28 protein-coding genes and 1 pseudogene are annotated in these 22,903 nt (G+C 70.6%); 10 read left to right on the top strand and 19 right to left on the bottom strand.

Annotated features, from left to right (window positions below; genetic code table 11):
• Positions 1–300: 300 nt before the first annotated feature.
• Positions 301–618, top strand: a pseudogene (locus tag CKW28_RS24475) (hypothetical protein); the annotation flags it as partial.
• 44 nt (positions 619–662) lie between these two features.
• Here the strand turns inward: CKW28_RS24475 and CKW28_RS03140 are convergent.
• From CKW28_RS03140 to CKW28_RS03130, 3 genes are all read right to left on the bottom strand, one after another.
• Positions 663–1,793 carry an NAD(P)H-dependent flavin oxidoreductase gene (locus CKW28_RS03140; RefSeq protein WP_003926510.1) on the bottom strand — a complete coding sequence of 377 codons (1,131 nt, stop codon included), beginning with the start codon at positions 1,791–1,793 and terminating at the stop codon, positions 663–665.
• Positions 1,794–1,957: 164 nt separating this feature from the next.
• A complete protein-coding gene (locus CKW28_RS03135) occupies positions 1,958–2,770 on the bottom strand; it encodes an alpha/beta hydrolase (protein ID WP_085975137.1) in 813 nt (270 codons plus the stop codon).
• Positions 2,771–2,778: 8 nt separating this feature from the next.
• Entirely contained in the window at positions 2,779–3,555 is a 777-nt protein-coding gene (locus tag CKW28_RS03130; RefSeq protein ID WP_040547223.1) for an S-methyl-5'-thioadenosine phosphorylase, read from the bottom strand.
• 56 nt (positions 3,556–3,611) lie between these two features.
• Between CKW28_RS03130 and CKW28_RS03125 the strand changes: the two genes are divergently transcribed.
• The 7 genes from CKW28_RS03125 (at position 3,612) to CKW28_RS03095 (ending at position 9,589) form a co-directional block, all read left to right on the top strand.
• Complete coding sequence (locus tag CKW28_RS03125; RefSeq protein WP_003926513.1) at positions 3,612–4,481, top strand: 1,4-dihydroxy-2-naphthoate polyprenyltransferase; 870 nt, start codon at positions 3,612–3,614, stop codon at positions 4,479–4,481.
• A gap of 111 nt (positions 4,482–4,592) precedes the next feature.
• Positions 4,593–5,588 carry an AAA family ATPase gene (locus tag CKW28_RS03120; RefSeq protein WP_003926514.1) on the top strand — a complete coding sequence of 332 codons (996 nt, stop codon included), beginning with the start codon at positions 4,593–4,595 and terminating at the stop codon, positions 5,586–5,588.
• Positions 5,589–5,595: 7 nt separating this feature from the next.
• A complete protein-coding gene (locus tag CKW28_RS03115; protein WP_003926515.1) occupies positions 5,596–6,468 on the top strand; it encodes a DUF58 domain-containing protein in 873 nt (290 codons plus the stop codon).
• Entirely contained in the window at positions 6,458–6,931 is a 474-nt protein-coding gene (locus CKW28_RS03110) for a hypothetical protein (protein WP_003926516.1), read from the top strand. Before CKW28_RS03115 ends, CKW28_RS03110 begins: the two co-directional genes overlap by 11 nt.
• Positions 6,922–7,911: a hypothetical protein gene (locus tag CKW28_RS03105; RefSeq protein ID WP_003926517.1), complete on the top strand. Its 990-nt coding sequence runs from the start codon at positions 6,922–6,924 to the stop codon at positions 7,909–7,911. The genes CKW28_RS03110 and CKW28_RS03105 overlap by 10 nt, the downstream gene beginning before the upstream one ends.
• The gene (locus tag CKW28_RS03100; RefSeq protein ID WP_003926518.1) at positions 7,908–8,876 is read left to right on the top strand and encodes a hypothetical protein; all 969 of its coding nucleotides are present in this window, start codon (positions 7,908–7,910) and stop codon (positions 8,874–8,876) included. The genes CKW28_RS03105 and CKW28_RS03100 overlap by 4 nt, the downstream gene beginning before the upstream one ends.
• Positions 8,873–9,589, top strand: coding sequence for a hypothetical protein (locus tag CKW28_RS03095; RefSeq protein WP_003926519.1), 717 nt, complete (start codon positions 8,873–8,875; stop codon positions 9,587–9,589). The genes CKW28_RS03100 and CKW28_RS03095 overlap by 4 nt, the downstream gene beginning before the upstream one ends.
• Before the next feature lie 28 nt (positions 9,590–9,617).
• On the opposite strand, the gene CKW28_RS03090 is transcribed toward CKW28_RS03095, so the two are convergent.
• Positions 9,618–9,935 carry a DUF4229 domain-containing protein gene (locus CKW28_RS03090; RefSeq protein ID WP_040547225.1) on the bottom strand — a complete coding sequence of 106 codons (318 nt, stop codon included), beginning with the start codon at positions 9,933–9,935 and terminating at the stop codon, positions 9,618–9,620.
• A 50-nt stretch (positions 9,936–9,985) separates the two neighbouring features.
• Here CKW28_RS03090 and CKW28_RS23845 point away from each other — a divergent pair, with 50 nt between their 5' ends.
• Positions 9,986–10,153 carry a hypothetical protein gene (locus CKW28_RS23845; protein ID WP_085975138.1) on the top strand — a complete coding sequence of 56 codons (168 nt, stop codon included), beginning with the start codon at positions 9,986–9,988 and terminating at the stop codon, positions 10,151–10,153.
• Between the two features lie 36 nt (positions 10,154–10,189).
• On the opposite strand, the gene CKW28_RS03080 is transcribed toward CKW28_RS23845, so the two are convergent.
• The 8 genes from CKW28_RS03080 to CKW28_RS03045 form a co-directional block, all read right to left on the bottom strand.
• Positions 10,190–11,404: a MinD/ParA family ATP-binding protein gene (locus CKW28_RS03080; protein WP_040547227.1), complete on the bottom strand. Its 1,215-nt coding sequence runs from the start codon at positions 11,402–11,404 to the stop codon at positions 10,190–10,192.
• Positions 11,405–11,510: 106 nt separating this feature from the next.
• Complete coding sequence (gene ccsB, locus CKW28_RS03075; RefSeq protein WP_003926523.1) at positions 11,511–12,506, bottom strand: c-type cytochrome biogenesis protein CcsB; 996 nt, start codon at positions 12,504–12,506, stop codon at positions 11,511–11,513.
• A 4-nt stretch (positions 12,507–12,510) separates the two neighbouring features.
• Positions 12,511–14,136, bottom strand: coding sequence for a cytochrome c biogenesis protein ResB (gene resB / locus CKW28_RS03070; protein WP_040547229.1), 1,626 nt, complete (start codon positions 14,134–14,136; stop codon positions 12,511–12,513).
• On the bottom strand, positions 14,136–14,957 hold the full coding sequence (locus tag CKW28_RS03065) for a cytochrome c biogenesis CcdA family protein (RefSeq protein ID WP_003926525.1): 822 nt from the start codon (positions 14,955–14,957) through the stop codon (positions 14,136–14,138). The genes resB and CKW28_RS03065 overlap by 1 nt, the downstream gene beginning before the upstream one ends.
• On the bottom strand, positions 14,954–15,529 hold the full coding sequence (locus CKW28_RS03060; RefSeq protein WP_085975168.1) for a TlpA disulfide reductase family protein: 576 nt from the start codon (positions 15,527–15,529) through the stop codon (positions 14,954–14,956). The genes CKW28_RS03065 and CKW28_RS03060 overlap by 4 nt, the downstream gene beginning before the upstream one ends.
• 32 nt (positions 15,530–15,561) lie before the next feature.
• Positions 15,562–16,170, bottom strand: coding sequence for a histidine phosphatase family protein (locus CKW28_RS03055; RefSeq protein WP_003926527.1), 609 nt, complete (start codon positions 16,168–16,170; stop codon positions 15,562–15,564).
• Positions 16,167–17,501: a glutamate-1-semialdehyde 2,1-aminomutase gene (gene hemL / locus CKW28_RS03050; protein ID WP_003926528.1), complete on the bottom strand. Its 1,335-nt coding sequence runs from the start codon at positions 17,499–17,501 to the stop codon at positions 16,167–16,169. Before hemL ends, CKW28_RS03055 begins: the two co-directional genes overlap by 4 nt.
• A gap of 59 nt (positions 17,502–17,560) precedes the next feature.
• Positions 17,561–17,953, bottom strand: coding sequence for a nitroreductase/quinone reductase family protein (locus CKW28_RS03045; RefSeq protein WP_003926529.1), 393 nt, complete (start codon positions 17,951–17,953; stop codon positions 17,561–17,563).
• Between the two features lie 104 nt (positions 17,954–18,057).
• On the opposite strand from CKW28_RS03045, the gene CKW28_RS03040 reads away from it, so the two are divergent.
• A complete protein-coding gene (locus tag CKW28_RS03040) occupies positions 18,058–18,441 on the top strand; it encodes a nitroreductase family deazaflavin-dependent oxidoreductase (protein ID WP_003926530.1) in 384 nt (127 codons plus the stop codon).
• A gap of 92 nt (positions 18,442–18,533) precedes the next feature.
• Here the strand turns inward: CKW28_RS03040 and CKW28_RS03035 are convergent, their stop codons facing one another.
• From CKW28_RS03035 to CKW28_RS24370, 7 genes are all read right to left on the bottom strand, one after another.
• Positions 18,534–19,016 carry a pyridoxamine 5'-phosphate oxidase family protein gene (locus CKW28_RS03035; RefSeq protein WP_003926531.1) on the bottom strand — a complete coding sequence of 161 codons (483 nt, stop codon included), beginning with the start codon at positions 19,014–19,016 and terminating at the stop codon, positions 18,534–18,536.
• Complete coding sequence (locus tag CKW28_RS03030; protein WP_003926532.1) at positions 19,013–19,288, bottom strand: hypothetical protein; 276 nt, start codon at positions 19,286–19,288, stop codon at positions 19,013–19,015. Before CKW28_RS03030 ends, CKW28_RS03035 begins: the two co-directional genes overlap by 4 nt.
• A gap of 105 nt (positions 19,289–19,393) precedes the next feature.
• Positions 19,394–20,578 (bottom strand): macrolide family glycosyltransferase, encoded by a 1,185-nt coding sequence (locus CKW28_RS03025; RefSeq protein ID WP_003926533.1) that lies wholly within the window; start codon positions 20,576–20,578, stop codon positions 19,394–19,396.
• Positions 20,579–20,581: 3 nt separating this feature from the next.
• Positions 20,582–21,178: a TetR/AcrR family transcriptional regulator gene (locus CKW28_RS03020; RefSeq protein WP_003926534.1), complete on the bottom strand. Its 597-nt coding sequence runs from the start codon at positions 21,176–21,178 to the stop codon at positions 20,582–20,584.
• Entirely contained in the window at positions 21,162–22,034 is an 873-nt protein-coding gene (locus CKW28_RS03015) for an oxygenase MpaB family protein (RefSeq protein ID WP_003926535.1), read from the bottom strand. The genes CKW28_RS03020 and CKW28_RS03015 overlap by 17 nt, the downstream gene beginning before the upstream one ends.
• A gap of 52 nt (positions 22,035–22,086) precedes the next feature.
• Positions 22,087–22,707: a phosphotransferase gene (locus CKW28_RS03010; protein ID WP_235653879.1), complete on the bottom strand. Its 621-nt coding sequence runs from the start codon at positions 22,705–22,707 to the stop codon at positions 22,087–22,089.
• Positions 22,622–22,903 carry a hypothetical protein gene (locus CKW28_RS24370; RefSeq protein ID WP_328588396.1) on the bottom strand — a complete coding sequence of 94 codons (282 nt, stop codon included), beginning with the start codon at positions 22,901–22,903 and terminating at the stop codon, positions 22,622–22,624. The genes CKW28_RS03010 and CKW28_RS24370 overlap by 86 nt, the downstream gene beginning before the upstream one ends.

Here is a 22,903-nt window from a genome sequence, read left to right as displayed (position 1 = left end):
GCGGGACAGCGCTTTTCGCCGAACTTCGGAAAACCTGCCTGCGCGGTGCGCTGCGCACCTACACTCTGGACCCCTAGGCACTCTGGACCCAGGGAGGTGAGCATGCGAATCCACCGCGTGGTCCACCGGATCGTGGCGGGGGTCATCGGCTGCGGTGTGGCACCGCTGCTGGTGTTGGCGTGCAGTTCGGACACCGGCACCGAAAGCCCGACGACCACCAGCTCCGCACCGACCGGCGACCACCACCAGGAGCAGCACCGCGACGGCAGCGGATCGGGGTCCGGAGCCGAAGCACCGCGAGGCCACTGGGATGACGAAGGCCAGCCGGTGCACGGCGGGCCGGTCGGGGCGGACGGCTCCACCGGCAACAATCTGACCCGGGAGTACTGCGCCCGAAACGAGGATCCGGGGTGCCCGGCGGGCAGTTACGTCGGCCCCAACGCCATCCTGAGTCCGGACGGCAGCAACACCTACGTCCCGTGTGAAGGCACCATCTGCACCAACCCGAACCACGGTGCCGGCGACGATCCCGAGAGCATCGATCCACCCACCGATGACGCGCCCGAGGACACATTCGGCGATTCCGGTGACGATTCGGGTGACGACACCACCGGCTGAATCGACGCCACCACGATCGCGATACCGGACCGGCCGGGCGCCGGTCAGCTGGGTAGGGAGTTGCTCAACCGTTCGGTGGCGGCCAGGTAGTCCTCGATGAATTCGCGTACCACTTCGCGGGCCGGTTTCACCTTGTTCATCAGGCCGACGCCCTGACCGACGAAGTAGGTCGCCAACTGCTGGGCGCCCTTGTGCCCCTGGGCGGCGAGCGCGTCGATGCGGCGCAGCACCGGTTCGCTGATCATCGACTGCAACGGCAGCGGCAGCGGCTGACGCCCACCGTCGGACGGCAGCCACGCCTCGGTCCAGGCCGACTTGAGCTGCCGCGACGGCTTGCCGGTGCGCCCGGCCGAGCGGATGGTGTCCCGCGAACTCGCCGCCAGCAGCTTCTGCACGGTGTAGGGGGCGGTCTCGGCCTCCTCGGTGGTGAGCCACACCGAACCGGTCCACGCGCCCGCGGCGCCCATGGCGACCGCCGCCGCCATCTGCCGGCCGGTGACGATGCCGCCCGCCGCCAGCACCGGCACGTTCGCCCCTTCGGCCTCGATGGCCTCGATGACCTCGGGGATCAGCACCATCGTCGTCACCTCGCCGGTGTGGCCGCCGGCCTCGGTGCCCTGCGCGATGATCAGATCGACCCCGGCCCGGACCTGCTTGACGGCATGCTCGCGGGCCCCGACCAGTGCGGCAACCGGAACACCGTGTTCGCGGCCGGCCTCGAGCATGTAGTCCGGCGGCACCCCCAGCGCGTTGGCGATCAGCTTGATGGGGTGGCTCATCGCCACCTCGAGCAGCTCCTTGCCGGTGTCCCCGGACAGCGAGGTACCGCCCAGCTTCGGCTTCGGTTCGGGCTCGATGTCGTGGGCCGCGAGCAGTTCGTTGATGAAGTCGCGGTACTGCTGCGGGATCCGGTCGGCGAGCTTCTGGGCCGTGACATCCTTCTCGCCCTTGCCCTCGAACTTCGCGGGCACGATGATGTCCGCCCCGTACGGTTTGCCGTTGACCTGTTCGTCGATCCAGCTGAGCTCGCGGTCCAGCTGTTCGGGGGTGTAGGCGGTGGCGCCGAGCACACCGAAGCCACCGGCATTGGTGACCGCCGCCACCACGTCGCGGCAGTGGCTGAACGCGAAGAGCGGAAAGTCGATACCGAACTGCTCACACAGGGCCGAAGTCATACCGCAAGTATCAACCTGACACCTGTCGAGTCGCGACCGGGGGTGCGGATCGGCGGGCGCCGTCCACCGCCGTCCCGGGAACGGCGAACGTGCATTCCGTGCGGAAAACCGGCCCTCGGACCGCGCGGAATACACGTTCGCGGGGGCGGGGGTGCGGATCGGTGTCACGCGGTGTGCAGGATCGGCGCGAGGAACTCCTCGATGGCGCCGATCATCTGCCGGCCGGCCAGCAGGGTGAGGTCGTTGTGCCCGGCGTCCGGGACCAGCACATAGCGTTTGGGCTCCGGCGCGGCGTCGAACAGCCGCCGGCTCTGCGACTCCGGAACGATGTCGTCGCGGTCGCCGGCAACGATCAGCAGCGGTGCGCGCAGCGAGCCGATGCGGTCGATCGACGGGTAGCGGTCCAGCAGCAGCCACCGCGCCGGCAGCCACGGGTAGTGCACCCGCGCCACGTCCGCCAGCGACGTGAACGGCGAGCGCAGCACCAGCGCCGCCGGCGGCCGCTCCACCGCCAGTTCGAGAGCGACTGCGGCACCGAGGGATTCACCGAAGTACACCATCCGGGCGGGGTCCACATCAGGCTGTTCGCGAAGCCAGTCGTGGGCGGCGCGGATGTCGAGGGCCAGCCCCTCCTCACTGGGTCGTCCCGGGTTGCCGCCGTATCCGCGGTAGTCGAACAGCAGCACGGCCATGCCGAGCCGCCGCAGGCTCACCGCCAGCGCCACCCGCCCGGACCGGTCACCGCCGTTGCCGTTGCTGACCAGCACCGCCGGGGACGGCCGGCCGCCGGGGGCCGGGAAATACCAGGCACCCAGCTCCAGCCCGTCGGCGGTCCGCAGCACGACATCGCGCGCATCCACCGACACCGTGGTGGCGGACGGCACGGGTCCGGGCGAGGGGAAGTAGATCAATCGACGCTGCTGGGACCACAGCAGCCCGAGCACACCGGTCGCCACAACGGCAACGATAACCACCATGCGTCTGGTCACGGCAGCTCGAACGGCAGCTTGACGCCGTCGTGCGCCAGACAGTGCCGGCAGGTGCGTTCGCCGGGGACCTGATCGAGCGCCTCGTGCACGAGCTTCTTGAACGGTTCCATGTTGCGCCGGAACTCGGCGAACACGTCAACGGCCCGCACCCCGCTTCCGGATTCCACTCCGGCGTCCAGGTCGGTGACCAACGCGATTGCGGCGTAACACATCTCGAGTTCCCGGGCGAGCACGGCCTCCGGATGGCCGGTCATGTTGATCAGCGTGAAACCCTGATCGGCGTACCACCGGCTTTCGGCGCGGGTCGAGAACCGCGGCCCCTGGATGACCACCATGGTGCCGCCGTCGACCACACCGGGCTGCCGCGCGGCGATCGCCCGCAACTCCGGGCAGTACGGGTCGGCGAAGCTCACGTGGATGCCGCCGGAGTCGAAGTAGGTGTCGGCCCGCCCGGCGGTGCGGTCGACCAGTTGATCGGGCACCACCACCGACCCGGGGCCGAGGTCGGGCGTCAGGCTGCCCACCGCGCACGGGGCGAACACCCGGCGCACACCCAGCGCCCGCAACGCCCACATGTTGGCCCGGTACGGCACGGTGTGGGGTGAGTACTCGTGGTCGACACCGTGCCGGGGCAGGAACGCCACCTCGTGCTGGCCGACCCGACCGATGGTGATCGGCCCACTCGGCGCGCCGTAGGGGGTGTCCGGGGTGACGGTGCGCGCGTCGGGCCCGAAGAACGAGTAGAAGCCGCTGCCGCCGATCACTGCGAGCATGGGCCCATTGTCGGCCACGGCACCGCCGGCGGAATCGCCGGTGCGAGGATGATCGGGTGGCCAGTCTCGCGCAGTGGATCGAAGGCGCCCGTCCCCGGACGCTGCCCAACGCCGTCGCCCCGGTCATCGCCGGCACCGGCGCCGCCGCCTGGCTCGGCGCCGCGGTGTGGTGGAAGGCGCTGCTGGCGTTGGCCGTCGCGGTGGCACTGATCATCGGCGTCAACTACGCCAACGACTACTCCGACGGCGTGCGCGGCACCGACGATGTGCGGTCCGGACCGGTGCGGCTGGTCGGTTCGCGGCTGGCCACCCCGCGCGCGGTGCTGACCGCCGCGGTGGTGAGCCTGGCGATCGGGGCCGTCGCCGGTGTGGCGCTGGCGCTGGTCAGCGCCCCCTGGCTGATCGCGGTCGGCGCGGTCTGCATCGCCGGGGCCTGGCTGTACACCGGCGGGTCGAAACCCTACGGCTACCGCGGGCTGGGCGAGGTCGCGGTGTTCGTGTTCTTCGGACTGGTCGCCGTGCTGGGCACCCAGTACACCCAGGCGCTGCGCATCGACTGGGTCGGCGCGGTGGCCGCGGTGGCGATGGGCTCTCTGTCGTCGGCGGTGCTGGTCGCCAACAATCTGCGCGACATCCCCACCGACCGTGAGTCCGGCAAGATCACCCTGGCGGTGCGGCTCGGCGACGCGCGGACCCGGCTGCTGTATCAGGCGCTGGTGGCGGTGGCCCTGCTGGCGACTCCGGTGTTGGCGCTGGCGACCCCGTGGTGCCTGGCCGGGCTGGTGGCGCTGCCGTTGGCGGTGCGGGCGGCGCGGCCGGTGCGCGCGGGTAGCGGCGGCGCGGCGCTGATCCCGGTGCTGCGGGACACCGGCCTGACCATGCTGGTGTGGTCGATCGCGGTCGGCACCGCGCTGGCGCTGGGTTAGACACCCGCGAACAGGCACACAATCGCCTGGTCGGCCGGGTTCGCGTGCGAGTTTGGGTCTGCTCGGCGGAGAACGGGTACCCGTGTCGCTCGACACGGGCGAAAGGCATGCATGACCGCAGCACGACTCCAACTGAACCGCGAGGACCTCGAGGAGGCCCGGCGCATCGTGGACGCGGTGTCCGCGGCGTTCTCCCAGAAGGTGGTCGGCCAGCACGACCTGCGCGAATCGCTGCTGATCAGCCTGCTGGCCGGCGGCCACATCCTGCTGGAGAGCGTGCCCGGGCTGGCCAAGACCACCGCCGCCCGGGTGATCGCCGACACCATCCACGGCGGTTTCCAGCGCATCCAGTGCACCCCCGACCTGCTGCCCAGCGACATCATCGGCACCCAGGTGTACGACGCCGCGACGAACGCGTTCGTCACCCGGCTCGGCCCGGTGCACACCAACATCGTGTTGCTCGACGAGATCAACCGCTCCAGCGCCAAGACGCAGAGCGCGATGTTGGAGGCGATGGAGGAACGCCAGACCACCATCGCCGGCACGGTCTATCCGATCCCGGAGCCGTTCCTGGTCATCGCCACCCAGAATCCCGTCGACCAGGAGGGCACCTATCCGCTGTCGGAGGCCCAGACCGACCGGTTCATGCTCAAGGAGATCGTGCGCTACCCCTCCCCCGACGAGGAGGTGGAGGTCCTCACCCGGATGGACGCCGGCCTGTACGACCGCCACACCCCACCGGTGGTGACACTGGACGACATCCGCCGGCTGCAGCAGATCGTGCGCACCGTGCACATGGACCGCGCGCTGATGCACTACGCCAGCACCCTGGTGGCCGCCACCCGCGAACCCGAGCGCTACCTGCCCCGGCAGCTGGCCCGGCTGGTCGAGTACGGCGCCAGCCCCCGCGCCACCATCGCGTTCGCCAAGGCCGCCCGCGCGCTGGCGCTGCTGTCCGGCCGCGATCACGTGCTGCCCGAGGACATCGCCGGGCTGTCGCACCGGGTGCTGCGGCACCGGCTGATCCTCGGTTTCGAGGCGGCCAGCGCCGGCGTCACCCCCGAAGTGGTCATCGACGCGGTCCGCAAAGCGGTGCGGGTGCCCTGAGGCCGCCGTGGGCAAATACCTCGACGCCGCCAAACGTCACTTCGGCACCGATGTCCGCGGCCTGCTCGAGGGCGGCCGTTACGCGTTGCTGCACACCCGCAGCATGGAATTCGACGATCTGCGGCCCTACGTGCCCGGCGACGACGTCCGCGACATCGACTGGAAGGCGTCGGCCCGCTCCGGCGACATCCTGATCAAACGGTTCGTCTCCGAGCAACACCACAAGGTGCTGATCGTCGCCGACGCCGGCCGCAACATGACCGCGTCCGCCCCCAGCGGGGAACGCAAACACGATGTCGCACTTCACATCATGGGTGCGCTCGGGCTGATCACCATGCGCCGCTCGGATCAGGTCGGCATGGTGTACGGCGACGTCCGCGGTTGTGTGAACATCCGCGCGGGCCGCGGGGAGTGCCACCTCGAGAGCATGCTGCACCGCTACCACGAGCAGGTGTGTGGCCGCCCGGGACGCAGCGACGTCATATGTCAGCTCGACTATGCCGCAACGCATTACCGGCATCAGATGTTGCTGGTCGTGGTGTCCGACGAACCCGAGCCGACACAGCGGCTGGCGACGACGCTGTCCCGGTTGACCGCCCGGCACGACCTGATGTGGGCGATGGTCGCCGACCGGCCGGCCGTCGGTTCCGGTGCGGCCGCGCAGGACGGCTACGACGTCGGCACCGGCGATGTCGTCCTCAACGGCGCCGTCCTGGGCGCCCGGGTGATCGACGCGTACCGGCGCGCCGAACAGGCCCGGGTACGCCGACTCGACGAATTCATGACGACGTGCGGGGTGCCGTACACCGTGATCGGCGGCAGCTCCGAGATCCGCCGCAACCTGGTGGCGTTGACCGAGAGGCTGGCCCGTGCCCGATGAGCTGTTGCGCTTCGTCGGCGGGCCCGAGACGTATTCAACGGTGTGGCTGTGGATCGGGCTGGCCCTGCTCGCCGTGCTGATCCTCTGGTACGCCGCGGCGCTGGTGTGGACGCTGCCGTCGCAGCGGTTGCGCCGCATCCCGGTGCTGCGCGATATGCATGCGCGGGTGCTGCGGCGCCGGTTCGGCCGCGCCGTGCGCGCCGTCACCGACGGTCACCGCCGTGGTGAGCTGTCCGCTGCCGAGGCCGGGACACGGCTGAGCCGCACGCTGCGCAGCTTCCTGCACCAGGCCACCGGCGTCCCGGCCCAGTATCTGCAGCTCGACGAGCTGGCCGAAACCGGACTCGCCGACGCCGCAGAGCTGTTCGCCGAGCTCGAGGAGGCCCGATTCGCCGCCGCCCCCGGCGTCGACGTGGCGAGCGTCGGGCGGAAGGCCGAGGAGTTGGTGCGGACATGGTCCTGAGTTGGTGGCCCGTCGCGGTCATCGGACTGCTCGGCCTCGCCGCCGTGGTCGCGGCGGCGTGGCTGCTGCCGCTGGAGAGGCAGCACCCGGAACCGGTGCTGCTGGCCAACACCCGCCGGCTGACCCGGCTGCCGGAGTACATCCGGGTGGCCAGGGTGCGGTCGCTGGCGGTGATCATCGCGCTCGCTCTGCTGGTGCTGGTGTTCGGGGCGGCCGTGCTGGCCGCCGCCCGGCCCGCGCAACCGACGGGGGCGGGCTCGGGTTCCGACGGCCCGGACGACCTCATGTTGTGCGTCGCCGCGCCGCTGACCCAGCGGGTGACCGGTGCGTTCTTCGGCTTCTTCGCCGAGCACCCGACCGGCGACGGCGGTCAGCGCATCGGGCTCACCTCACCGAATCGGCGGGTGATCCCGCTGACCCGCGACCACCAGTTCGCAGCCGCCCGCTTCGGTGAGCTGGCCACAACCGGTGACCCGGCCGGCGACGCGAGCGCCGCCGCCGGCTTCGCACCCGCGGTCACCTACACCGACTACGCAGCCACCGTCGATGACCAGCTTGCGTTGTGCCTGACCGGGTTTCCGTCCGCCGACGAGTCGGGACCGCGCCGCCGCTCACTGATCTACCTGGGGCCGCCGACGCTCGGCGACCCCGCGGACGACCGACCGGCGCTGTTCACCGATCAGCAGGTGACCGAGTTGGCCGCCGACGCCGGTGTGCAGGTCAACGCGATCGCGATCGGTGGTCGCGAGGACCCGTTGGGCGGTGTCGTCGACGCCACCGGCGGACAGTACTTCTCGGTGCCTCCCGACGCCGACGCCGCCACGGTGGCCGCACATCTGGACGCGATCCTCGCCGCCCCACCCGCGGTGCCGCACCGCGGGGCGGGCGCGGGGACCGGTGATCATCCGGTAACCCCGTTGATCGCGGCGGTGCTGGGTGCGATGCTGCTGGCGCTGGCGCTGGTGGGGGTGCGGCGATGACGTTCCAGCCGGTGCTGCACGTGGTGGTGTTGCCGGTGATCGCCGCCGCGCTGGTCGCGTTGCGGGCGCTGACGCTGCGTCCGGCCCTGGCCGCCGGCCGCGCCGCGGTGCTGCGGTGGTGCGGGGTCACCATCGCCATCGCCCTGCTGCTGATCGCCGCCGCGCGGCCGACATTGCACGTCAAGGACGCCACCTCCGGGGAGACCGCCGGTGGTGCCGACACCAATGTGTTCCTGATCGTCGACCGCTCAGCGGATTCCGCGGTCGCCGACCACGGTGACGGCGTCGACCGGATGGCCGGCATCCGGGATGACATCACCGCGCTGACCGAACGCTATCCCCGTGCCCGGTTCGCGCTGCTGTCGTTCGCGGCCCGGCCGGCGTTGGAATGGCCGCTGTCCGCGGACGTGTGGAGCCTGCAACCCGTCGTCGACCGGCTGACGCCGTGGCGTGATCAGAACGGCGATCCGTCCCGGGTCAACGCGGCCGCCGCGGCGACGGTGCTGCGGTATCAGTTGATCGCCGCCGCGCAGCAGTATCCGGAGTCAGCGAACCTGGTGTTCTATTTCGGTTCCGGGGCCGGCGCGTCCGAAGCCCCGCAGGGGGAGTTCGATCTGATCGCCGGGGCGGCCGGGCGCAGTCTGGTGGACGGCGGTGCGGTGTACGGCTACGGCAACCCCGAGGACATCCGGCAGACGTCCGGGTCGCCGTTGAACGAGGCTGGGCTGCAACGGATCGCCGAACAGCTCGGGGTGCCCTATCTGCACCGCACCGCGGGCCGCGAGCTGCCCCAGCCGGGGCCTCCGACCACCGGCGGTGCGTCGGCATCGGGTGCCCTGACCGCCCGGATCGAGTTGTACTGGGTGTTCGCCATGGTCGCGGCCGCGCTGCTGCTCGCCGAGATCTATTTCGGTCTGCGCGATGTCCGGCGTACCCGGCCGGCTCGTCAGGCGGTGCAGCCGTGACCGGCCGGCTCCCGGCACGGGTGCGGTTGCGTCGCCGGCTGCTCATCTATTCGGCCCCGGTCGCCGTCGGGGTCCTGCTGACCGCGATCAAGCTGATCTCGGTGGTGATCGCCGGGCACTCGGCGGCAGCGCATTTCGCCGCGGGCGACGCCGACGGGCTGCGCCGGGACGTCGCGACGTTGCACTTGGCCGATGTGATCGAACCGCAGAAGGCGCGGTTCGCGGCGGGCACCCTCGCGGTGCTCGACGGCCGACTCGCCGACGCCGACGCACGGTTCACCGAGGTCCTGTCCGGCACCGCGGCGCCGCACTCCTGTCCGGTGCGGATCAATCTGGAGTTGGTGCGGGAACGGCAGGGCGACCACGCCGCGTGGGCGGGCCGGCCCGACGCCGCTCGCGAGCGTTACCGCAGCGCGCTGCGGATCGTCGACGAGGCGCCGCCGGCGTGCTTCGCCGGCAACACCGATCCCGATCCCGAGCGGCGGGCCGTGCGGGCCGACGCGGCGGCCCGGTTGACCGCGAAGCTGGCCGGGTTGGGGCAACCGCCCCCGGCCGCACCCCCGCCGCCGTCGGCGCCACCTCCCCCGCCCCCGCCGGTCGGTGCGGCGACCGCGCCGGACGGCGAGGCGCCCCGGGAACCGTTACGGCTGCATCCGCGGGACGGCGACCCGCTCGACCGGTTGCGGCGGGTCCTACGCGACGCCGCCGAGTAGGCGCAGACCAACACCGCCGGAGAGGCGCTCAGTCGGACTTTGTGTCCGGCGGGGTTTCCCCACGCATCCGGGCGCGCAGTGCCTCGCGTTCCTTGCGGCGCTGCTCACTGAGCTCGGCCATCCCGGCGGTGGCGCGGCGGCGCAACGGCGCGAACAACCAGATGCCCAGCGGCAGGGCGATCACCAATGCGAACAGCATCGCCACCACCACGGGGAACTCGTCGATCCCGAACAACCGGCCCACCACGATGATCAGCACCGTCAGCGCCGCGACCAGCGCGAGCCGGGCCAGCACATAGGCCAGCACATCCAGCACCACACGGGTAGCGGACCGATTCTCCGTCACGAATCGGAGCCTACCGCCGACGCGTATATTGGCCTCAAGGAGGTTGTTGAGTGGCGTACTTGCTCGTGACCCTGATCGTGCTGGGCGTGGTCTACCTCGGCTGGCGGCTGGCGCGCGCCTACGAGAGCCGCCCGACCACTCGTGTCATCGGCCCGGACGACGATCCGGAGTTCCTGCGGCGTCTCGGCGGAGACACGAACCCGAACCCACGCCCGTAACCCCTCCACTCGCCAAGGGGGGTCAGAACGGGGGGCTCAGAACGGGGGGCTCTGAAGCTGCTGCGCGCCGGGAAACCCGTCGGCGACGACGGCGGCCAGTTCCAGCAGCGCTTGTCGGGTCTGCGGTTTGAGTTGGTCCAGGTCGATTTCGGCGCCCTCTTCCAGATGGGGGTCGAACGGCACCATCTTCACCGCGCGGCAGCGCCGGGAGAAGTGGTCCACGACCTTCTGCAGATCGACCTTGCCCGACCGTGGCCGCACCGCGTTGATCACCGCGATCGAGTTGCGCACCATGTCCTGATGTCCGTGCGCGTCCAGCCAGTCCAGCGTCGCCGCGGCGCTGCGCGCCCCGTCCACCGAGCCGGAACTGATCACGATCAGCACATCGGCGTTGGCCAGCACCGCCGACATCGCCGAATGGATCAACCCGGTGCCGCAGTCGGTGAGCACCAGGCTGTAGAACCGTTCGAGCACCCGCAACGTGCGGGTGTAGTCGTCGGAGCTGAACGCCTCCGACACGGCCGGGTCGCTCTCGGAGGCCAGCACCTCCAACCGGCTCGGGCTCTGTGAGGTGTAGGCCCGCATATCGCTGTAGGTCTGGATGCGGTCGGCGTCGCGCAGCAGGTCGCGCACGGTGGCCCGGGTCTGCAACGGCACCTTCTGGCTGAGCGTGCCGCGGTCCGGGTTGGCGTCCACCGCGACCACCCGGTCACCGCGGGCCGACCCGAACGTCGACCCCAGCGTCGCGGTGATCGTGGTCTTGCCGACACCGCCCTTCAGCGACAGCACCGCGATGCGGTAGCAGTCCTGCAGCGGGTGGCGCACCCGGTTGAGCAGTTCGTTGTGACGAGCGACCTTCGGGCTCTCGCCCAGGTTGACGGTCCGGAACGTGGCCCGGTACAGCCATCGGCGCCAGCCGCGCGACGGTGCCGGTCTGCGCTGTCCGAGCAGGGCCGTGGTGGACAGATCCACATACGGCGCTCCCGGCGCCTGCTCGGGCGGCGGCCCGGTATGCGGTGGCTGGGCCTGGACCCCGTGGAGTGGCACCCCGGGCTGTTGGACCCCGTGCTGGGCAACCTGCGGAGCGGTCGGCGCCGGTGGCGGCATCGCCGGTGGTGGGGCCCCCGCAGGTGCGCCGTGGCCGTGCGGCACACCGTCGGGTGGGGTGGGCGCGGTCCACTCCGGAGGTGGTGTGGCGGCCGGATCGCGGAACCGCTGTTCACCGCGAAATCCTGACGGTTGGTCAGTCAACAGCCCGTCCCCTCCTGTTGTGTCGGTCGTCGGTCAACTCAATTCTGTCGGCTCAGCCGACTGGACCCCACTTGTCGGCTCAGCCGACTGGACCCCACTTGTCGGCTCAGCCGACGCCGGCATATGAGTGCAGCCCCACCGTCACCAGGTTGATGAAGAACAGGTTGAACACCATCGCCACGAAACCGATGACGTTGATCCAGGCGGCTTTACGGTCCCGCCAGCCCGCGGTGGACCGGGCGTGCAGATACGCGGCGTACACCACCCACGCGATGAACGACACCGTCTCCTTGGGGTCCCATCCCCAGTACCGGCCCCACGCCTCCTCGGCCCAGATCGCGCCGAAGATCACGCCGAACCCGAACACCGGGAACGCGAAGATCGTCGCGCGGTACGCGATGCGGTCCAGGGTCTGGGCGTCGGGCAGCCGGTCGACGATCCGCGCCCACAGGCCGTCGCCGGCCACCTGGCCGAACCGCGACATCTTCACCAGGAACAGGATGCTGGCCACCCCGGCGACCAGGAACACCCCCGAGCCCAGGCTGACCACCGACACGTGGATCGGCAGCCAGTACGACTGCAGCGCCGGCATCACCGGCGCCGCGTCGGTGTAGAGCCAGCGGCCCGACACCGTCAACAGGATCAGCACCGGCACCAGCACGAACACCCACAGCGGGCGGTACCGGGCCCGCCGCAGCATCACCGCGGCCGCCACCAGACCGCACAGGCAGGTGACGTTGACGAACTCGTACATGTTGCCCCACGGCGCCCGCCCGGTGGCGAGCCCGCGCAACACGATGCTGCCCAGCAGCGCGGCGATGCCGACATAGGCCAGCGCGAGCCCGGCCCCGCCGATGCGTTCATCGACCGGACGTTTCGGGGCCTCGACGACGACGCCGGGTGCCGCGGCGCCGGGGGACGTGGTCACCGCCCCGGATGCGGCCACTCCGGCGGCGGCCAGTTCCCGCGTCTCGACCTTGCGGCTGCGGGCGTAGGCCAGCTCGATCGCCAACAGCAGAAGCGCACCCATCAGCACCAGCACGGAGGTGGTGAACGCCCAGTCGGAATAGCGGGCCAGGCCGATGTCGATTTCCGTACTCACCAGATCAGACCTTCTCTCGCGACGGGTCGGCCGTAGCGGCGTCGGCGCCGGTTGCGGTGCCGGTCTCTGGGCCGGTTTGTGAGCCACTGCGCAGCAGCCGCTCGGTCAACCGCTCGAACTCGTCGCCCCAGCCGGAGTTGTCGGTGCGCGCCAGACCGCCCAGTTCGACGTTCACGGTACCCGGGCCGGACGGGCTGATCCGAACCCAGACCCGGTGCCGCCGCACCACCAGCGACACCAGCAGCCCGGCCATCATCGTCAACGCGAACACCAGCACCCACACCTGGGCCGGGTCGTGCGACACCTGCACGTTGATGAACGGCACCGCGTTGTCGAAGCGCACCGTGGTGCCGTCGTCCAGGCGGGTCTGTTCGCCCAGCCGCAGATTGACCCGCGCCTTTTTGGTCAGCCGGTTCTGTTCGATCAACCGCTCATCGAGGGTGAACAGCGACTGTGGGCGGCCGCTGTCCAGTCCGGTGTCCCCGCGGTAGATGTCGATCGCGACGGCCGGATCGGTGAGTTCCGGAAAGATCGACGTCATCAGCGTGCCGTCGAACTGTGCCGTCGGCGCGAACAAGCCCTGGATCGCGATCTGATTCCTGCGGCGCTCGTCGGGATCCGGATAGGTGCCGGCCGGCGGATCGAACCGCATCACCCCCGACGACAGCAGCGTCAGCATGTCGTCCGGCCGGAACTGCAGCGTCTGGGTGCGGGTCTGGCCGTCCGGGAAGGTGACGGTGAACGTCGGGGCATACCCGTGGCCCTGCAGGTAGACGCGGTCCCCACCGACCCGCAGCGGATGGTTGACCTGCAGCCGGTACGGCCGCCAGGTGCCGGTGACCAGATCGTCGCCGGCCTGATACTCGATGTCGGCGGCATACGAGGTGGCCTGCCCGCTCGGCAGATATTCGGCGTCGAAGCCGTTGACCCGCAGGCAGATCGGATGAAGCGACGTGCCGTCGACGGTGTTGCCGGCCCGGAACGAGTCGAACGCGGCCGGGGACGCCGAGCAGAAGCCGGGCTGCCCGTCGGCGACGACGATCACCTGTCCCTCGTAGCCGAACATCTTGCCGACCGCCACCGCCACCAGCAGACCCAGCAGCGAGAAGTGGAACACGATGTTGCCGAACTCGCGCAGATACCCCTTCTCCGCGGAAATCTCGGTGACCCCGTCCTGCTCGCGGGTGGCGGTGCGCCAGCCGCGCAGCCGGCGGGTCATCTCGGCGGCCAACGGCCGCGGTTCCCCGGCGATGTCGGCGGTGTGGTGTTTGGGCAGCCGGGACAGGTTGCGGGGGGCGGGCACCGGGGTGGCGCGCAGGCTGCGGACGTGGTCGACGGTCCGCGGGGTCAGGCAGCCGACCAGGGAGACGAACAGCAGCACGTAGATCGCGGTGAACCAGAAGCTGGAGAACACATCGAAGGCCTGCAGGCGGTCCAGCCACGGTCCCAGCGTCGGATGCTCGGCGATGTACTCGGCGACCTTGCCCTCGTTGAGGTTGCGCTGCGGCAGCAGCGCACCCGGAATGGCCGCCAGCGCCAGCAGGAACAGCAGCACCAGCGCGGTGCCCATCGAGGTCAACGTGCGCCAGGTGTTGCGGATCAGTGCGCGCACGCGCTGTGTGAGAGACATCAGATCGGCAGCCTCACATCGGAGACGAAGGCGTCACGCACCCACGAGATGAACTCGTTCCACAGCCCGGTGACCAGCGCCGCGCCCACCAGGATCAACAGCACACCGCCGAAGATCTGGATGGTGCGGGTGTTGCGCCGCAGCCAGCCCAGCCCCTGCACCGCCCGCGCCGAACCGAACGCCAACAGGATGAACGGGATGCCCAGACCCAGGCAGTAGGCGATCACCAGGACCACCCCGCGGGCGACACTGGCGCCGTCGGTCGCCGAGGCGACGGTGATCACCCCGGTCAGGGTCGGGCCCAGACACGGTGTCCACCCGAGTGCGAACACCGCGCCGAGCAGCGGCGCCCCGGCCACCGTCGACCACTGCCGCGGGGCGAACCGGGCCTGCCGCTGCAGCGCCGGGATGAAGCCGATGAACACCAGTCCCATCACGATGGTGATCACCCCGCCGATGCGTTGCAGCAGCACCTGATTGGTGATCAAGGTGGTGGTCATCCCCAGCACCGCGACGGTGCCGAGCAGGAACACCACGGTGAATCCGGCGACGAACAGCGCGGCCGCGCCGGTCACCCGCAGCCGCGCCGACCGCGGCGACATCCCGGCTCCGGAGTCGGCCGGCGGGTCCCGGCGGGGACCTCCGGTGACCACCGGCGCGGCCTCCTTCGGCACGCCCACCACCGCGGCCAGATACGACAGGTAACCGGGCACCAGCGGCACCACGCACGGCGAGGCGAACGACACCAACCCGGCCAGGATGCTGATCGCGACCGCCACCAGCACCGGGCCGGCGGCGGCCAGCTCGGCGAAACCGGTCATGACGCGTCCCCGTCCGGGGCGGGATCCTCGGCGGCCAACCGTTCCACCACCGGTTGCAGATCCTCAGCGAGCAGTTCACGCAGGAACACCGCCGCGACCCGGTGTTCGCGGTCGAGCACCACGGTGGACGGGATGACCGTGGTCGGATAGCGGCCGCCGAACGCGATCATGGTCCGCATCGGCGGGTCGTAGATCGACGGGAAGGTGATGTTCCGGTCGGCGATGAAGTCCTGTGCCGCGTCGATGTTGTTGTCCCGCACGTCGATTCCGAGGAACGCCACACCCTGGTGACGGGTGGCGTCGTAAACCTGCTGCAGCTCGAGGATCTCGGTGCGGCACGGCCCGCACCACTGGCCCCAGATGTTGATCACCACGACCTGACCGGCGAAGTCGTCCAGCGAGATCGTCTCGTCGGGGTTCATCAGGTCCGGGCCGGAGATCGGACCGGGGCGGCCGCGGTCGGCGGGCGGATCGTAGAAGATGTCGGTCTGCCCGCCGGGGGCGACGAATTCGAAGGTTCCGCCCTGCGCGACGGCGTCATCACCGGTGGAGCAGCCGGTCAGCACCAGCATCGCGGTGCCGACCAGCAGAACCACCAGCCGCTTCACAGTTCGGCCGGCTCGCAGTACTTCACCTCGACGAGGCGGTCCCCGTCGAAGACGAACGACGTCAACGAGGCCAGGTTGCACTCGCGTTTGCGCGGATCGTGCCACAACCGCCGGCCCTCCATCGCCGACCGCAGCGTCCACACCGGGAGCTGATGGCTCACACACACGGCCTCGTGGCCGGTGGCCTTGGCCCGGGCCTTCTCCAGCGCGGTGGTCATCCGCGCCACGATGTCGCGGTACGGCTCACCCCAGGACGGTTTGAACGGGTTGTACAGGAACCGCCAGTTGCGCGGATCGCGCAGCGCGCCGTCACCGGGTGACACCCGCTGCCCCTCGAACACGTTGAGCGATTCGATGAGGTTGTCGTCGGTCTCCACGGTCAGGCCGTGCCGCGCGGCGATCGGCGCGGCGGTCTCCTGGGCGCGCTGCAGCGGTGAGGCGACCACCAGCACGATGTCCCGGTCGGCCAGCACCTCGGCGACCCGTTCGGCCTGCGCGCGGCCCCGCTCGGAGAGCCGGTACCCGGGCAGCCGCCCGTACAGGATGCCTTCGGGGTTGTGCACCTCACCGTGGCGCATGAAGTGGACGATGGTTCGTTCGCTCATGCCGGGCGGGCCTCCGGTTCTGCTCGGCCGGCGGCTCGGGCGGCCGCCGGCAGTGCGTCCGCGATCTTGTCGAAGGCCTCGTCGTCGAGTGCGGTGGACACGAACCAGGCCTCGAAGGCGCTCGGCGGCGCGTAGACGCCGCGTTCGAGCAGGGCGTGGAAGAACGGCGGGAACCGCCAGGTCTCGCTGGCGCGGGCGGTGTCGTAGTCGGTCACCGGTTTGTCGGTGAAGAACACGCTCAGCATGTTTCCGGCTCGCGAGACCTGATGTGGGACACCGGCTTCGGCCAGCGCGGAGGTGAGCAGGCCGGTGAGCCGGTCGGCGTTGGCGTCCAGGGTGGCGTAGGCGGCGTCGTCGGCGGCGCGCAGTGTGGCCAGTCCGGCGGCCATCGCCACCGGGTTTCCGGACAGGGTGCCGGCCTGATACACCGGCCCGAGCGGCGCCAACCGCTCCATCACCTCGGCGCGCCCGCCGAACGCGGCGGCGGGCAGCCCGCCGCTCATCACCTTGCCGAACGTGAACAGGTCCGCCTCCACCGATTCCAGGCCGTACCAGCCGGAACGGCTGACCCGGAACCCGGTCATCACCTCATCGGAGATCAGCAGCGCGCCGTGCTCGGCGGTGATCCGGCGCAGCGCGGCGTTGAAGCCCGGCTGCGGCGGCACGGCGCCCATGTTTCCGGGGGCGGCCTCGGTGATCACCGCGGCGATCTCGGCGCCGAGGCGGTCGAAGGTCTGCTCGACGGCGGTGACGTCGTTGTAGGGCAGCACGATGGTGTCGGCGGTGGCGGCGCCGGTCACCCCCGGCGACGACGGCAGGCCGAGGGTGGCCACCCCGGAGCCGGCGTCGGCGAGCAGGGCGTCGGAGTGGCCGTGGTAGCAGCCGGCGAACTTCACGATCTTGGCGCGGCCGGTGAAACCGCGGGCCAGCCGGATCGCGCTCATAGTGGCCTCGGTACCGGAGTTGACCAGCCGAAGCCGCTGCACCGGCGGCACCCGGTCGATGATCTCGCGGACCAGCTCGGTCTCGGCCGGTGTCGGTGCCCCGAACGACAGCCCGTCCGCTGCCGCCCGCTGCACCGCCTCGACCACGGCCGGATGGGCGTGGCCCAGGATCATCGGCCCCCACGAGCACACCAGGTCGACGTAGCGGTTGCCGTCGGCGTCGGTGAGCCAGCACCCTCGCGCCGAGGTGATGAACCGCGGGGTGCCGCCGACCGCGGCGAAGGCCCGCACCGGCGAGTTGACGCCGCCGGGGATGACCGTCGCCGCGTCGGCGAACAGGCGCGCCGAGGTTCGGGTGGTTCCGGGGGCGGGGTGGTCGACACGCATGACCACCAGTGTCCCAGCACCACGCAAGTCGGCAACTACAGGGTGTAGTGGGAGCCGGGTCAGGCTTTCGACACCGGGGTGAGCAGGAAGACCGGGTGGTCGGCGTCGTCGGGCAGCGCCTCGAAATAGCCTTTGACCACCCGCCCGGCCTTCTGCCGGTAGGCGGCCAGGATCGGCGCCCGGCTTTCGGGCGGGACCTCACGGGCCACCATCCGGGTGTCCCCCAGCAGCACGTTCGGCTCGGCCCGCACGTTGCGCACCCACTCCGTCTCGCCGCGGGTGGACACCAGATGGCGGTTGCCGTCGACGTCGACCGGGATCACCGGGATCTGCTGGGGCTGCCGGCTGACCCGCCGGGTCACGGTGAGGATCTCGCTGCCGCCCGCGCCGAGCGCCATCGCGATCTTGTTGAACACCGCCCGGGTGAACCAGGGCGGTTTGAGATAGGCCATGCCCGAGTCTGTGCCGCGAACCCCGGCCGGCGCAATGCCCGGCCGGCCCGGTGTGGGCGCGCGAACCCTTGAACGCACCGCTTCGCGCGTAGTTGGATGACGGTATGCAACTCCCCCAAGGGCTGGCCCGGTTCAACCGCTACGTGACCAACCCGATCCAGCGGCTGTGGGCGGGCTGGGCCCCGTTGTTCGGGATCCTCGAGCATGTCGGCCGCAAATCGGGCCGGCAGTACCGGACGCCGTTGACGGTGTTCCCCACCGCCGACGGGGTGGCCATCCTGCTGACGTACGGACCGGACCGCGACTGGTTGAAGAACGTCATGGCCGCCGAACAGGTGCGGATGCGCCGGCACGGCAAGACGTTGACGTTGACCGACCCGCAGGTGATGTCCCGCGACGAGGCGGCGAAGTCGGTGGTCGGCCCGGCCCGCCGGGTGTTCGCCAGGCTTCCGTTCGAGCAGGCGGTGCTGCTGCGCCGGGTGTCCTGACGAATCCCGGTTCGCCGACAATGCGGCGGTTCGGTGCCGGCAGGTGACACCGATCCGCCGCCTTGTGTCTGTGTCGGGTGTCTGTGTCGGCTCTACGCGCGCCAGTGGAGCACGTCGCCGCGGCCCTGGGTGAGCACGGTGCCCGGCATCACCCGCAACCGCAGCGGCGTCAGCCGCCACGCCGCGAACGCCTCGCAGGTCGGGCCGTCCCGCCACTGCGGGATGATCGCCGGGTCGTAGCCGACCGGCCCGGGCGCGTTCTTGAACAGCTCCCACACCGTGGACCGGCCGGCGTCGTCGTACACCCACCGCACCCGGCATTCGGCGCTGCAGGTGTCGTGGCTGGGCGACCAGTAGCTCAGCGACACCACCGGATGGGCGGCGATGTGACCGCGTTTGAGCGGGGTGGGCACCGTCGCGATCCACCCGGTGAGCCGCTCACCGTCCCACTGCCACAGTGGATGCAGGATCCGGGTGCGGGGAACCCCGTCGGCGCCCACGGTCGCGGCCGTCGCCCACACGATCTCGTGGGCCATCGCGACGAACGCCGGTGCGACCCGTTGAAGCGCGGTCACGACTCCTGGATCCGACGGAATTCCTCGGTGTTGCGGTACTCCACCCTGCCCTCCTCGGCGCTGGTCTCGATGTGGCCCTTGTCCTCCTCATCGACCCAGCCGGTCACGGCGGTTCCGGTGACGGTTCCACCGCTGCCCGGCAGCGTCGTGGTGGGAGTGCTGTCATCGTAGGCCTTGGCCATCTCCTTGGCCTGCTCCCGATGTTCGTCGGTGACCTCGGGCTTCTCGGTGAGCTGCTCGGAGTCTTCCGCGGGGCGCTTCTCGGTGGTCATGGGGCACGTCCTCGATGTCGGTCGCGTGGGAAATCAGTCGCAGACCGGGGTTTCGGCCCGCTACCAGCGACTGCCCGCAACGGTGACCCACGAAACACCGCCCGCTCATCGAGAACGGGTCAGCACATCCTCGACGATGTCGGCGGCGGCGGCCGCTCCGCCGGCCGCGGTGATGGCGTCGTGCATCGTGCGCACCGCGGCTGCGATCGTCGCGCTGCCGGCGACCCGCTCCACCGCCGAGCGCAGCCGGTCCGCGGTGATCTCGTCGCGCCCCAGCCGCACCCCCAGGTTCAGCTCGGCGATCCGGTCGGCGTTGGCCTGTTGTTCGGTCATCTGCGGAACGGCGACGATCGGCACCCGGTGCGCCAGCGCCTCCATCACACTGCCCATTCCGGCGTGACTGACGAAGACCGACGCGTGCCGCAGCACCTGCAGCTGGGGCACCGAGGCGTGCACCTCGACGTGCGGCGGCACCGGTCCCAGCCCGGCCGGGTCGACGCGGTCGCCGACGGCCAGCACGACATGCCAGCCGGAATCGGCGAACGCGGCCAGACAGGTGCGGAAGAAGTCCGCGCGGTCGTGGTAGGCGGTGCCGAGGGCGATCAGCACCACCCGGCGTCCGTCCCGGCCCGGCGGCGGCCGCCACTCACCGTCGGACGGCCGGTCGACGAGGCAGGGGCCCACGAACGCGTAGTGCGCGCCGAAGGTGTCGCCCGCGTACTGAAACTCCCTGGGCAGATAGACCAGTTGGGCGTCGGCGGCGGTCGCCCGCACCAGGCTGAGCCCGGTCAGGCCGTGTCGGCGGGCCAGCCGGTGCGCCCGCCACAGGTTCCACAGCAACCGCGGATGCAGCGGGTTGACCTTGATGTAACGGTTCATCGACCAGTGCCGGTTGCCGACGAGATTGGGCCACCCGGCGACGACCGGAACCTCCCATGCGGCCGCGGCCAGCCGGCCCCACCAGGCCATGGTGGCGTCGTGCAGGACCAGATCCGGCCGATCCCCGGCGAATCCGTCGAGGACCTGGGGCAGCACGTGCCCGGTCTCGCGCAGCGCCGCCTCGGTGGCACGGTGGAAGTCGCGGGCGGTGAACTGCGGGGGCGGTTCGGGCCCGCTCAGCGTCGTCGCGTAGGGCACCAGCCGGGCGCCGACGTCGGCGATCCGGGCCGCGTGCCGTTCGGTGGCGGCGTAGCTGACCCGGTGCCCGCGGGCGATCAGCTCGGCGGCCACCCCCAGCGTCGGGTTGACATGCCCGACGCCGACCGGAACCGCGAAGACGATGTGGGCCACGGCTCAGGCGGACCCGGTGTGCAGGGCGGCCGGCAGGCTGGGCAGGAAGTGCCGGGTGGCGAAGGCGCGGATGTCGTCGGCGGTGTCCAGCGGTTGCACACTGGGCAACAACAGCGCCATCGCCGCGTACCGCAGGATGGTGTCGGCGAATTCGATGACGGCGGCCTCCCCGATGCGTTCGGCGAAGCCGGCCGGGAAGATCACCCGCAGCGCCTCGGCCATCCGCTCCACGGCGGCGCCCCAATGCTGCTGCGCCAGGTGCAGGATGAATCCCGGCTCATCGGTGATCATCCGGTGCAGAACCCGGTGCCGGCGGAATTTCAGGATCGCCAGGGTGAACGCCTCGACGTAGTAATCACCTTGCGGGCCCGAGTGTTTCAGCTCGGCGGCGATGTCGGCGAACAGTGCCGCGTTCTCCCGGTCGACCACCGCGGCGACCAGCTCGTCGCGATTGGTGAACCGGCGGTAGATGGTGGTGCGGCTGACCCCGGCACGCCGGGCGACGTCCTCGAGCGCGACCTTGCGGAAGCCGTGTTGTTCGAACTCGACGACCGCGGCGTCGAGGATGGCTTGACGGGCCGGGTCAGGCCGCTCGGGCATAGCCCCGGCGCGCGTACTTGTTGTAGCGCACCTTCATCGGCAGCCGGTCCCACACCCAGTTCACCGGCCTGGACCGGCAGAAGGCGGCGAACCGCTGATAGCGGCGTTCCTGCTTCTCGCTCCACGGCAGGTTCAGCAGTGTCCGGGCGCGCGGCGGCAGGCCGCCGGTGGTCAGAAACGCCGCCACCGGGTCGAACACCACGCTGATCACCTTCCACACTGCCGGGTGCACACCCTTCGGGCACGGGAAGCCCTTGGTGACGTAGCCGACCCCGTACTTGGCGGTCTTGTGCGCGACGATGATCTCGTCGAGCATCCGGTCCCAATACCGCTCGAACTCGTCGTAGGTGGCCGGCATGACCCGGTCACTGACGCCGTAGCGGCGATACCAGGTCTTGGACTCCAGGTAGATCTGCTCCTTCTCGGCCCGGGTCAACCGCTTGACGAAGGTGTCGGCGAAGTAGAGCACCTGGTCGACGAAGGTGGCGTGGGCCCAGAAGTAGGTCTCCGGATCCAGCGCGTGGTAGCGCTGCCCGTCGGGCATCGTGCCCTTGATCTCGGTGTGGTAGTCGCGCACCTGTCGGCCCGGGTTTTCGTCGTCGCTGCCGTAGACGGTCATGAAGATCGGCGGCAGCGACCGCCTCACCCGCGCGGCGGTGTCGGAGAAGAACACCGAATGGTCGAGCACGCCCTGGCCGAGTTCGGCGAGCATGTTCTGCAGCACCGCGGGCCGCGGCCCGATCAGCGGCATACGGTTGTCGCCGAAGTAGCGCCAGACCAGCGAATCGGGGCCCAACGGCAGGGCATCGGGGGTGTCCCGGCGGGCGTCCTGGGGCGTTTCGACGAGTTCGGTCATGGCCTCGAGTGTTACAAAATTTGAGTTTTGTTCCAAGTGGCTGTGAGGGTTGTCACCCCGGCGCCAGGTCGTCGAATCCCGCCTGGGCCGCGGACCGGTGCGCCGCGTCGCCGGTCTGCAGGGCGAACAGCGCATAGCCGATCGGTGCGGTGGACCACAGCCGCGCACAGGGCTCGACCAGCCGGGGCTCGACCAGCCGGGGCTCGACCAGCCGGGGCTCGACCAGCCGGGGCCACACCCGCCCGCCGGCCGCCCGGTACACCTCGAGGGTCCGGTCGAACGCGGCCGGCGGCGCCAACGCGTGCTGCATGGCCAGGTCCCGCGCGGGATCACCCACCTCGGCGGTGGTCCAGTCCAGGACACCGGTGATCCGATCGTCCGGATCGACCAGCACATGCGCGGGATACAGCTCACCGTGGGTCAACACCGACCATCGTGGCCGACAGCCGTCGTCGGCCAGCCAGTCCAGCCAGCGCCGCCGCGCCGGCTCGGGCACGGTTAATTCGGCGCACACGGTGTCGAGGTCGCGCCGCCACCGCTGCCGCACCTGCTCGGGTGAGCAGACCGGCAGACCGGTGCCGGCCACCTCATCGGCCGGGACGGCGTGCAGTTCGGCGAGCAACCGGCCGAGTTCCTCGGCGTAGCGCAGCGAGCCCGGGTCGATGCGCCACACCGGCCGTCCGCCCTCGTCGAGGGTGAGTCTTGGTTCTCCCGGCAGCGCCGGATAGGCGATCAGCTCCGGGGTGTTGGATCCGCCACTCCGGCACCGCCACCGACAACCTGGGTGCGACGAATTCGAGCACCGCCGCCTCGACGCGGGCCCGCTCGGCGGCGTCGGGACGGCGCGGCACCCGCAGCACCCATTCCAC

It is taken from the genome of Mycolicibacterium thermoresistibile (assembly GCF_900187065.1).
Classification (GTDB): domain Bacteria; phylum Actinomycetota; class Actinomycetes; order Mycobacteriales; family Mycobacteriaceae; genus Mycobacterium; species Mycobacterium thermoresistibile.
The sequence above is the reverse complement of the archived record's forward strand: the minus strand, read 5'-3'. Positions and strand labels throughout refer to the sequence as shown.